Below are 11,591 nucleotides of genomic sequence, written 5' to 3'. Positions count from 1 at the left end.
CTCGCCTCGCGGGCGGGAGAGGAGGTCAGGGGTAAGGGCATGCGCTTCGTTACCAACCGCATAAACCATTCCGGCTATAACGTCCATTGGAATATCAAAAATTGCTCCGATAGCCTAGCGCCTTCAGCCAATAGCCACATTTTTCTATGCTCTCAACGATCGTACAAGCGTAAACTGGGTATCCGCACAGCAATGATGATTGCGGCGGCGACACAAATCGCGCCACCAAAAGCGATAGCGATTGGCGCACCAACCAATGATGCAGCGAAGCCAGCTTCAACCTCGCCTAGCAATGGCCCGCCTTGAAAAAACAGCATATTGGCCGAGGTTGCTCTCCCACGCAGCTCGTCGGGGGTGTTTAATTGGCGAATTGTGCCGCGCAAGACAGCACTGACCGTATCAGCTGCACCTGTGCCCGCCAAGCCCAGCACGGCAATTGGTAAGCTTGGAGCTAGCCCAAACACCATGGTCGCCAAGCCATAGAGCACCACCGAAACCACCACAACCATGCCCTGGCGGCGCGGATTGCCAAACCACGACATGGCGAGGGCGGCTACTAACGCGCCAATTGCTGGTGCTGCATACATCAAACCGAGGGCTTTTTCATCAACCTTTAAGACTTTATCAGCGAATAAGGGCAAGAGGGTCGTGGCAGCACCACAAAAGGTGGCAATAAAATCGAGCACCATGGTAGACCAAATAATCGGCGTGCGCCGTACAAAGTGCAAACCTTCCCACATGGAGCCTTTGATTATTGGTTTAACCTCGGTTGGGGCATAATTGCCGCGCATTTGCCACAAATTCAATACCACCACGCCATAACTGATCGCATCGATCAAATAGACCAAGGCAATTGAATAGCTAACAAACCAACCACCCAAGGCCGGCCCAGCAATATTGCCAATTTGCCAAGCAATCATATTTAAACTTAATGCTGTTGGCAGTACTTCACGCGGCACTAAACGCGGAATTAACGCTTGGCGAGCTGGTAAATCAAAGGTTTTGGTGCTGAAAAAGATAATCATAATTCCATACAGCAACCACAGATTGATTAAGCCAAACCACGATAAAACCGCCAATACCAACGATAACCCCATCAAGATACTTTGTGTTACCAGCATCAAACGTCGTCGATCAACTCGATCGGCCAATAGACCTGCACGTAACGCCAGCAACAGCAAGGGAATAAACTGAAACAAGCCAATCAAGCCCAGAAAAATCGCTGGATTAGCCCCAGGAATCGCGCTAGCTAAACGATAAACTTGAACGTGCAACGCTACGGTATGCATCTGCGAGCCAGCAATTGAAATCAGTTGGCCGCTCCAGAGCAGCCGATAATCGCGGTGGCGTAAAGCGACCAACGGCGAGGGTTGGCGCGGGGTAGTCGATGTTGAAGCCATGAGCAATCCCTTTATTTGATGATTAAATCTAGATATGATTATAAGCTAGCTTGGTGCTCAGAGCTTTCAATTGCAACGATAGTCCATATCTATGTGGCTGGCGGCTAAAATGAAAAACGCCGTAGGCTCGAACCTACGGCGTTTGAGGTTTGAATTGAGTTAAGCAGCAGCGCCAGCGGGCAAGCCAGCCGTAGCTGGTTCTTCGCTAGGAGCAGGGGCTGCCCCAGTTTCGGGCATATATGCGCCATCGGAAACATAGCCAGGCATGCCCATTTCTGGTAAATCCAAGCCTGCTACTTCGTCTTCAGCGCGTGAACGCATTAGGCCAAGTTTGGCCAAGGCTTTGAAGACCACAAACGATAAAACAAATGCCGTGATGCCAATGCCCAAGCCTTCGATCAATTGAGCAAAGAGTTGGCTGAACCCACCACCATAGAACAAGCCAGTTACCGCTTGACCATCGATGCCGTTCCAGCTAGCGGTATCGGGGTTGCCGTTGGCAAAGAGACCAACCGCAATCACACCCCAAAAGCCATTGAACAAGTGCACAGGCACTGCCCCAACTGGATCGTCGATTTTGAGTTTTTCCAACAGAATGCTGGCGAAAATCACCAAAACCCCGCCAACTGCCCCAATAATTGCTGCGGCAACCGGCGTGATAAAGGCACAAGGCGCGGTTACCGCCACCAAGCCTGCTAATAAACCATTGACACTCATGCCTGGATCGGGCTTTTTATTTTTCAGCCATGTGTAGGTCATGGCGCTGATGCCACCAGCAGCTCCAGCGATCAAGGTATTCAAGGCGGCCAAGGCGGTTAGGTTCATAAACGAACCTTGGATACCCAATGAGCTACCTGGATTGAAACCGAACCAGCCAAAGAAGAGGATGATTGCGCCCAAAACACCCATTGGTAAGTTGTGCCCAAGAATCGTGTTGGCACTGCCATCTTTATTAAATTTGCCGATCCGTGGCCCAAGCACCAGCGCAACTGCCAAACCAACTGCGCCACCAGTCATGTGCACAACCCCTGAGCCAGCAAAATCGACTGCGCCGTTGCCAAGCCCAAGCGTGCGGCCCATATTGGCCATCCAGCCACCGCCCCAAACCCAGTTGGCCGAAAGTGGATAGACGAACATACTGACCAAAAAGCCCATAATCACGAAACCAATGAACTTGATGCGTTCAGCCCCGCTGCCCGTTGGAATCGTGGCGGCGGTATCCATAAAGACCATTTGGAACATAAAGAAGGCAAAAATCCCAGCAGCACTCATGCCAATGCCATTCAGGAAGAAGCCGCTGGTGCCAAGCACGCCCCATTGATCACCGAAGGAGAGATTTGAGGAGAGCGCATCGCCCCAAGCGCCCAAGGTAACTGGGCCGAAGTTCCATTCAGCGTTTGCGCCTGTGGCTGGGTAGGTATGGTTGACTCCACCGAAGGCAAAGGCAAAGCCACAAATCCAGAAGCCAATCGCCCCAATACAAAACACCATCAAGTTCATGAGCATGGTGTGCGCGACATTTTTTGCCCTAGTGAAACCTGCTTCAACCAAGGCAAACCCAGCTTGCATAAAGAAGACCAGAAAAGCAGCGAGCAAGACCCACAAGATGTTTGCGTTGACCGTCAATGAGTTGAGTTGCTCTTCCACAGGCGTTTCCTTTCTGTAGCCCGTATCGGAATAGGGTCAAATGCATGTCGCTGCAACGCGGCTCACGTCAACACTGACGGCTGGAATGCAAGAGGGGATTCCAACGCTTCTTCAATCAATCAATCCTCAAGAATAGAGTGCCTTAGCCAATTGCCAACACTTCATCTTCAGGCTCAAGCGCCAAGTGGAGGCTTGGCAATGGCTCGGTTTTGAATGACCATTTCAGCAGAATTGGCGTGACGAGAGTGGTTACCAAGACTACTGCTACGGTCAATGAAAATACATTAGTATCAACAATTTGATTTTGGACACCCAGCGAGGCGACAATTAACCCGACCTCGCCGCGCGAGATCATGCCACAGCCAACCTGAATTGCCTCACGTTGGTTGAGGCCAGCAATTTTGGCTCCTAGGCCACAGCCCACAATTTTGGTACCAATCGCTACGATACACAACATAATGGCCATTGGGATGGCTGCACCGCTGAGGCTGCTCAAATCGGTGTTCAATCCAATTCCAATAAAGAAAATTGGCACAAGTACGGCATAGGTAAAGCTCGAAATTGAGCGGTCAATTTCATCGCGCACATCGGTATGGCTCAGGAGAATACCGGCCATAAATGCCCCGGTAATTGCGGCCAAATGCCCCACCGTTTCAGCCGTGAAGGCTAAGCCAAGCACCACCAACACCGCAAAGGTGAGCACTGGCTCGTTGGTGCGCATTTTTTTGACCCGTTCAAGGATGCGCGGCAAAAAGCGCTGGCCCAAGAACCAAGCCACCACCAAAAAGCCCACCAAGCGTACAATCGTCCAAACAATCGTCATGAAGTTGCCATCGCTGGTTTGAGTGGCCATAAAAATTGAGAGTAACAGCAGCCCAATAATATCGTCGAGCACCGCCGCGCCTAGCAACGTTGTACCAACTCGACTTTTGAGCCGCCCCAACTCAACCAAGGTTTGAGCCGAAATGCTAACGCTGGTTGCGGTCAACAATAGGCCCACAAAAATCGCTGGAATAAGGCCATAGCCAAAAGCCAACGCGCTGAGCAGCCCACCAAAAAATGGAATGATCACACCCAAAATCGCTGTCCAAGTTGCGGCCTTGCCAGCTTCGCGCAACTCATGGGCTTCGATGCGCAGGCCTGCGATAAACATGAGGAAAATGACCCCAAGCTCCGAGAGGTAGTGGATGGTCGATTTCAGATCGCTGCTTTGAAAGGTTTCCCAGTGCATGACATTAATTAAACTTGGGCCAAGCAGCACGCCCGCCAACAGCTTACCCAACACGGTTGGTTGGCCAAGCGCGGCACTAAGTGCGCCCCCAATTTTAGCAACACCGATTAACACCAACAGCAATAAGATCAGTTGCACAGTTGAACTCATCGTCGGATACCTCACAGCTTGGGTTTTTATAAAGGTTGAGAGGTCGCTTATTTGTGGATTTTGCCTAAGTTGGGCGATTGAATTTATAGTAGCTGATCGTTTCCCATCGACTATCGAACAAAATAACCAAACCCATAGCTAGCTAGCTTGTATAAACTGCACAAAAATCAAGCCTCTTTGTGCATAAAGTGCCCAAAAATTTCGGCTTAAATGTTGGAGCTTTATCTAGCCACACAAAAACCGCTAACAGCTATCGCTGCTAGCGGTTCAAGGAAATCACTTGATTTTTAGTTTAGATTTCGAGCTTAGCGCGGGCAATGCCACCGCGTCCACCTTGGATCGTCAATTCAATCACCCCAGGATTTGGCACATGCACCACCCACTCGACTTTGGTGCGATCAGTGGTCGAACCATTGCTAAAGCCAAAGAATGAAACTCGGCCTGAACGCCCTTCCAAATCGCCAATCGTGGTTTTGGCTTGGCCAAGCTTGAGGCTTGAACCTTCGGGTAGATTGAGCAAGGCTTCAAGTGGCAAGGTCGCCTTGCGTTCGCGGCCTTTTTGCGAGCCATAACTTGGTAAATAACCTTCATTTTGCACCACTGCTTGCAGCCGATAAACGTTATCGCCCAACGCCTCAAGCTCAAAGCTGCTAATTGTGGTGAATGGGGCAATCGCGGCATGAGCTAAGGCAAATTGGGTCACAGGCGCAATCGTTTCAAGCAATTTGGCTGGCGGTGGGTTACGGAAGGCATACATCGGATGCCAGCCACCAATTTCAACTGGGCCAAGCTGGGGATGTTCGAAGGCTGTCCAATCGTAGAAGCACAAGCCCTCGCCATGCTCATCCACCCATTGCATAATTTTAAGATCATCTTCTTCGGGGTGCTCTTTGAACCACTCGATAAATTTGCGATCTTTGATCCCTGCCGAACCAACTAAATCCCAAAATTCGACTGTCCAGGCAAACATACCCAAGTGATCGTAGACCCAATCATCAAACACCCCGGTAATCACATCTTTGGGGTGGTAACGAAAATCGTGGTAAACCGAAACACTGGGCCAACCGGTTAACTCGGTTCCATGTTTACCCAACGCCTTAAACACATCGAGATCATGCAAATTCATCTGATCATCGGCGCGGTCGCCATATGGTCGCAGCAGCACGCCCGAATAAGTGTGGTAGGTCAGGCCACTATGAATTTCGGGGTGATCGACGATAAATTGCACCACAGCGCGGATTTCTGGCTCAGAGGTTGGGTAGGGGCCAGCACCATATTGCTCGGCTTCAGGTCGCCAATCAACTGGAAAGTTGCGGTTGATATCCAAGCCTTCGACTGCGCGGCTCAGTTTGATATTGACCCCATCGTAATTTTGAATCAAGCCTTCGGGCAAAATTCGATAGTAGGTGCCGCCAATTTCATAGGGCTTGCGCTTGACCATCACCCGTGGATCATGCTCGGAGACCCGCCAATCGCCGTTGGGATCAACCAAGCGCATCTGCAAAATAATCCCATCGCCGTTGATATCTTCTTGATACAAGCCATCGATGCGTTCAGCATAGGGATAAGGTCGCACGCTCGACCGCACTACATAGGGCGTGGTCAAGGCCCGTTCAGCTCCATCAGGATTGAAGCGTGGCAAAATGTAGAAGGTCGTGCGATCAAGCAACCGCGTGCATTCAGCATCGTTGCCATAGCCTTTGAGCAGCGTATCGATCAAGTGTAAGCCAGCCATTGCGCCAGTTACTTCGCTCGCATGGATATTGGCATCAACCCAAAAGGCTGGCTTTTCGCGTGGCCCACCAGTTGCAACATTAGTAACGGTCGCTAACCACAAATCACGGCCTTCATAACTTTTACCGATCGATTGCAAACTAATCAAATCGGGATATTCGGCGGCAAAGCCTTCTAGCGCTTCCACCAACTCAGCGAAACGATAATAGCGTGTGTAATCAATCTCTGGCATAGCCACTCCATTGCTAACTCTATGCATGATATTGCATATTATGCATTATTGTTCTACCAAGATGCAAGCCCAAATTAAACCAAAAAACCCTCGGATGAGTAATTCATCCAAGGGTTTTACGGGAAATTTCAGCAATTTAGGCAGTTGCCGGAGTTTCGCTACGCTTGCGCAAATTCGAGCCAAGCCCACCACCGAGGAACAAGCCCCAGAGCAAGCCCAAGCTCATGGCATGCACAAACACAACCCCACGTACTTCGTCGTCCCAGCGTGGCAAGAACACAATCACGAAGAACTGGACAACCGGAATAACCATCAAGGCTACGCCTAAGCGCACAAAGCCTTGCGCTACTGGTTGGCCGCGCAAGTGATTGCTAAATCCAGTCACAATCCAAGCGATAAAGAAGAAGATTGTGGCAGTCACGATTGGCAACAGCACCAAAATATCGCCAATCGCAATACTGACTACTTTGGTTGAGGCCGGAATCGTATCGGCAAGTGCTTGGGTGCCAAAGGTCAAGCCAAAGAACACTGCAACCATGACACCGAGCGTAATCACAAAGGCAATCAAGCCACCGCGAGCAGCTTTGCCCCACAAAACCGCAGTATTGGCCAATACGGCATAGCCGATTGAACAAGCCCACAGCAAGTAGTACATAATATCTTTTTTAATTTGCAAGCCGGTGGCGAGATCGCCAGCCATATACGGGCCACTGCTGGTCGTCCAGATTGCCCCAAAGATCGTGTAGATCAAGGCAAATGGCACAAAAATAACCAGATCAAGCATGCTCACGCCTATGTTATTCAACCATTTTTTCACTGAATGGCCTCCTTAGAAGGCTTTTAGGCTGGCGACAGCATGCCATCGCCAGCTCATGCTTTAACGAGTCAATGTCTTCAAGTAGGCGATGACTTCGAGAATCTTATCTTCGCTTAAGATCTGGCCTTGAGCAGGCATGACCCCATACGAAGCGCCATCTTGGGGATCTGGGCCAACGCCTGGACCACCGCCACCATTCTTGATCCAATCTAGAACATTAGCGTCGTTGACTGGATTGCCGTTGGGCAGGGTTGTACCAAAGGCTTTAGTGCCACTTTCGCCGAACAAGCCAGCTAAGCCAGGGCCAGCACCGCTTGCATCGGTTTTGCTATGGCAGCTAATACAGTAGGTATTGAAGGTTTGTTTACCCGCTTCTGCCAACGGATCATCCAATGGTGGTTCATTGGGAGTAGCAGTTGGTGGCAAACCAGCTTCAGTTGTGGCAGACCATGATTTGGCTGAGTCAAGCGCGGATGGCGCAACTGCACCACCTTGCATCGACATCACATATGAAGCAATCGCCTTGATTTGGTCATCGCGCATGCCTTGCAATTTCCAGGCGGGCATGGCCGTGCCAGTTTTACCATAGGCAATAATGGCTTCAACATAGTTGCGCAACGAGCCATATTTTTTCTGAATACCGTTTTCGCGGGTAAAGGCTTCGGTGCCTGGGCCTAAGCGACCTTGCAAATCCGAAAGCTTTGGCGCGGCCTTATTGCCTGGGCCTTGGCCTTCGCCAGCCAAGCCGTGGCAGGTGGCACAATATTGTTCGTAGTTGCGCTGCCCGAACTCCAATTGCAAAGCATCTTGGCGCAAATTGGTAGCTGCCAACCGATCATTGGTTTGGCCAAACCAGATAAAGCCAAGCAAGGCAACTGTTGCGAGGGTAAACAGCAGCGAAACTGCAATGTTTTTCGTCATAGGACGTGTTTCCTTATTCGACACGGCCCAAGCACAAACTTAGGCCGTGGATAAAAAACTTAGTTTCGTGGTTCTGTATCGCCAACGTGAACAACCCCATTGCGGTTCAGGAATTTATATTGGGTGTAACGGCTCTTTTCAGGGGTTTCAACCAAATTACCTTCGGCATCGTAACCCGCCGTTGTCCATTCCATATCCAAGGTCACACGTTTTTGCAGAATCCCATCGACTGCTGTTGAGAATCCGGCAGCATCGGTATCTTGTTGATAGAGCCATGGCTCGATCGTCAAGGTTACGGTTGGGCGAACAAACAACACATCATATTCAGCCCATTTTTGCACATCGTGCTTGAGTTCGAGCAACATTTCTTTGAAGACGGGCGAGAGTGCTTCTGGCAATGGCCCTTCGGCTACGCCAAACTCACCATCGACAAACGCATCTTTGGTTGCATCGTAATAGACTTTATAGACAAATTTTTCTTGCGGCACTTGGTCGAATGGCACTTCCATCACTCGACCTTCGCCTTCAACCGGTACATACGACACGGCCAATTCGTTCGAACCGACTTTTTGAATCCCGAAGGCGGGCAAGCCACCATACGAAACCACAATAAAGACAATCAACGAAACGATCCCGCCAGCAAGCGCAAATTTGCGATCTTTGAAGCGGCGTGAAGGGTTGCGGTCGATGTATGGCAAGAGGAACAGTGCGCCGAAGATGATCCCAGCGATGCCCAAGCCCCAAACGATCTTATCACCAAGCTTCAACATCCCTTGCAACCAGAAGAAATACCATGGTGCTTGGGTGTGTTGAGGGGTTTCCAAAGCGTTGGCGTGATTTTCCAGCTTGGCATCCCAGAAGAAGTTGTTGATAAAGATAAAGGCAAAGGTCAACACCACAATCACGGCCAATTCAAAGAACACTTGATCTGGCAAGAAGGGGATTTTGCGCTTGGTTGGTTTTTTGTTTTCAAACAATTCGTGAATTGGCGAGATTTCTTGCTTGCGCACTGCATAGTAGTGAATACTGATGAAAATAATCGTCAGCATTGGCAACATAAAGATGTGCAGCAAATAGAAGCGCAAGAGTGCGCCCGCGCCAATTTCAGCGCCACCACGGAGCAAGCGGCCAATTGCCGGCCCAACCCCAGGTGCAGCATCGGCCATCGACGAACCAATCGTCACCGCCCAGAACGCCAATTGGTCCCATGGCAAGAGATAGCCAGAGAACGACAACAACAGCGTCATAAAGAGCAGGATCATCCCCGTAAACCAGATAAACTGGCGCGGAGCTTTATACGAGGCCGTAAAGTAGGTTCGCAGCATGTGTAAAATCACCACTGCAACCATAAAGTGCGCCCCTAAGCGGTGAACATTCCGCATCAGGCCGCCCAACGGCACATCGTTCATAATCTGAGTCATAGTGGCGTAGGCTTCATTGGGCGATGGCGAATAATAGATCATCAAAACGAGACCAGTAATCGCCTCAAGCACAAAGAAGAAAAACGACATCCAGCCAAGCCCCATAGTGTAATACCATGCGGTGGCTTCTTCAGATAACGAACGTGGGCGAATGTGGTACCAAAAACTATTTGAATGCACCCGCATCCGTGGGTTTGGGCGTGGTGCTGGCTCACCACGGAGCGTTTCGCGCCACTCACGTGCCCCCATCGAAGGGAAGAATGAGCGACCAACCTCGGTTAGCCAGCCACCGAAGCCCTTGCGCTTGCTTTCAGGCGATACAGCCATACGGAAACTCCTTCGTGACTGGGTAAACTAGCCGTGAGTTAGACCCGTCTTCTTTTTCCCAGTGTCTACAACCAATGCGCCATTTTCTAAAGTAACCGGAAACTGATCAAGGTTTCGGGGCGCAGGACCAAGCACATAATGGCTGTTACGTTCAAACGTCGAGCCATGACATGGGCAGATAAAGCGATTTTGTGAAGCTTGGAAGGGAATCAAACAGCCTAAGTGGGTACATACTTGATAGATCGCAATCAAATAGGCACCATCGCCGGTTTCGACCCCAACATTATTATCGTTGGTTGGGACGATCCCATTTTCGGCTTCACTTTTGTTCTTATCCACCTTAACAATGAAAAATTTACCAGTAGAGTTTAATTCTGGGGCTTCTTCGACTGAGTAGCTTTCGCCGCTACGAGCCAGGGTAAATTTGCCGCCAAACTGGCCTGCTTTAATCCGTGGGTAGGCAAACCCACCAGGAATCCATTCGCCACCGCCGGTCAATTCTCTGACTAAATCGTCATCTTTGTTGGGCGAAACCATTGTGCCCAGCCCAAGCGCAGTTAACACTGCCAATGAGCCAGCCGTCGCATAAGCCATAAATTCGCGCCGATTGAGCCCTAGCCGCTCGCCAACCGGCTTGCCAACTTTGGTACGGGTCACAGAGCTAACGCCTGCTTTAGCAGTCACTGCCTCTGCTTCGGCCTGCGAGACGATCCGCCGCCCTCCAGATTGTTTCGGGTTTTCAGCCATTATTAGGTTCTCCTAGCCGCCTTGGTTGTCGTTTGGATATCGTGGCAATGTCAAAAAAATACCGCGCACAGACGCTGAGGCGGGGTCACTCGGTATTGTAACACATTGCACAAAGGAGCGTCAAACGCCTAGCACAGCGATTTTTTGCCTTTATAAAGGGCTATTTCGCAATCCGACCATGCCAGTTTTTGGCTAATTTGGCAGTTTTTTCAGCTATGCGCTTGGCTCGCTTTGCTCAAGTTCTGGGTCTAAATGCCACAACGAAAAGAATTCTTTGTCTTGATCAGCACGATGCACATAGACTTCTCCCAGATAGGAAATGGCATTTGGCCGTTGGCAATCTAAGCAACGATAAATATCATATTTGAAACGTGTGCTCACTGGATTGGAAACTGTCGCATTCACTTCATAGGCATCGGTATTGTGGCTGCCACACCAAGCACATTCGACGGGATAAACCACTACCCACAGTGATCGCCGAAAACGGCGCGGCGATTCACGCACTTTGCGCCGCACAATCCGGTCGGGCCAGCGAATATCCACCATCGCCTCGCGACAGGTTGGGCAACGTCGTAGCTCATGCTGCAACGTTACTTGCGGATTGACCACCGTAATAATTTCGCCAGCCAAGACTGGCCCACGATACTCACACCATAAACAGCCTTCAGGTTTCTGATTCATATATACCTCATTGTTTGATTAATTAATTTGATAATGCGTAATTATACCTACGATAAGCTGAGCGACTAGTTTTTAGGTATCAAACTACAACCAAGAGGGTCATGGTTCATAACATTAACAACCGTTGATAGTCCCTCACGCCCAACCCCTCTCCACTGCGGCGGGCGAGGGGAGTTCCAATTTTCATGATACGATGGTTCTCCTTCACCTCGCTCGGCGGGTGAGGGGCGAGGGGGTGCTTACCAGGGTAGGTTGCTGCGACGAACCACGGATAGGCTGGTTC

Annotated in this window: 9 protein-coding genes; all 9 read right to left on the bottom strand. The window is 50.3% G+C overall.

All coding sequences use genetic code 11. The features are described 5' to 3' along the window. Positions 1-152: 152 nt before the first annotated feature. Positions 153-1,400 carry an MFS transporter gene (locus tag DEF47_RS23145; RefSeq protein ID WP_012191770.1) on the bottom strand — a complete coding sequence of 416 codons (1,248 nt, stop codon included), beginning with the start codon at positions 1,398-1,400 and terminating at the stop codon, positions 153-155. Positions 1,401-1,559: 159 nt separating this feature from the next. Beyond that, positions 1,560-3,047 carry an ammonium transporter gene (locus tag DEF47_RS23140; protein WP_012191771.1) on the bottom strand — a complete coding sequence of 496 codons (1,488 nt, stop codon included), beginning with the start codon at positions 3,045-3,047 and terminating at the stop codon, positions 1,560-1,562. A 142-nt stretch (positions 3,048-3,189) separates the two neighbouring features. Next, positions 3,190-4,428, bottom strand: coding sequence for a cation:proton antiporter (locus tag DEF47_RS23135; protein ID WP_012191772.1), 1,239 nt, complete (start codon positions 4,426-4,428; stop codon positions 3,190-3,192). Between the two features lie 292 nt (positions 4,429-4,720). Beyond that, positions 4,721-6,394, bottom strand: a complete 1,674-nt coding sequence (locus DEF47_RS23130) for a M14 family metallopeptidase (RefSeq protein WP_012191773.1) — start codon at positions 6,392-6,394, stop codon at positions 4,721-4,723. A 136-nt stretch (positions 6,395-6,530) separates the two neighbouring features. Beyond that, the gene (locus tag DEF47_RS23125; protein WP_012191774.1) at positions 6,531-7,211 is read right to left on the bottom strand and encodes a hypothetical protein; all 681 of its coding nucleotides are present in this window, start codon (positions 7,209-7,211) and stop codon (positions 6,531-6,533) included. 60 nt (positions 7,212-7,271) lie between these two features. Further along, positions 7,272-8,132: a cytochrome c gene (locus tag DEF47_RS23120; protein WP_012191775.1), complete on the bottom strand. Its 861-nt coding sequence runs from the start codon at positions 8,130-8,132 to the stop codon at positions 7,272-7,274. 59 nt (positions 8,133-8,191) lie between these two features. Beyond that, positions 8,192-9,880 (bottom strand): cytochrome b, encoded by a 1,689-nt coding sequence (locus tag DEF47_RS23115; RefSeq protein WP_012191776.1) that lies wholly within the window; start codon positions 9,878-9,880, stop codon positions 8,192-8,194. 27 nt (positions 9,881-9,907) lie between these two features. Beyond that, positions 9,908-10,627, bottom strand: coding sequence for a Rieske (2Fe-2S) protein (locus DEF47_RS23110; RefSeq protein ID WP_012191777.1), 720 nt, complete (start codon positions 10,625-10,627; stop codon positions 9,908-9,910). Positions 10,628-10,840: 213 nt separating this feature from the next. Continuing rightward, complete coding sequence (locus tag DEF47_RS23105; protein ID WP_012191778.1) at positions 10,841-11,308, bottom strand: hypothetical protein; 468 nt, start codon at positions 11,306-11,308, stop codon at positions 10,841-10,843. Positions 11,309-11,591: the final 283 nt, after the last annotated feature.

The organism is Herpetosiphon sp., assembly GCF_003512625.1.
Taxonomy (GTDB): domain Bacteria; phylum Chloroflexota; class Chloroflexia; order Chloroflexales; family Herpetosiphonaceae; genus Herpetosiphon; species Herpetosiphon aurantiacus.
The sequence above is the reverse complement of the archived record's forward strand: the minus strand, read 5'-3'. Positions and strand labels throughout refer to the sequence as shown.

Excerpts from the sequence above, each read along its gene's own strand:
- DEF47_RS23115 (WP_012191776.1), bottom strand. The coding sequence starts at position 9,880 with ATGGCTGTATCGCCTGAAAGCAAGCGCAAGGGCTTCGGTGGCTGGCTA.
- DEF47_RS23145 (WP_012191770.1), bottom strand. The coding sequence starts at position 1,400 with ATGGCTTCAACATCGACTACCCCGCGCCAACCCTCGCCGTTGGTCGCT.
- DEF47_RS23105 (WP_012191778.1), bottom strand. The coding sequence starts at position 11,308 with ATGAATCAGAAACCTGAAGGCTGTTTATGGTGTGAGTATCGTGGGCCA.
- DEF47_RS23135 (WP_012191772.1), bottom strand. The coding sequence starts at position 4,428 with ATGAGTTCAACTGTGCAACTGATCTTATTGCTGTTGGTGTTAATCGGT.
- DEF47_RS23110 (WP_012191777.1), bottom strand. The coding sequence starts at position 10,627 with ATGGCTGAAAACCCGAAACAATCTGGAGGGCGGCGGATCGTCTCGCAG.
- DEF47_RS23130 (WP_012191773.1), bottom strand. The coding sequence starts at position 6,394 with ATGCCAGAGATTGATTACACACGCTATTATCGTTTCGCTGAGTTGGTG.
- DEF47_RS23120 (WP_012191775.1), bottom strand. The coding sequence starts at position 8,132 with ATGACGAAAAACATTGCAGTTTCGCTGCTGTTTACCCTCGCAACAGTT.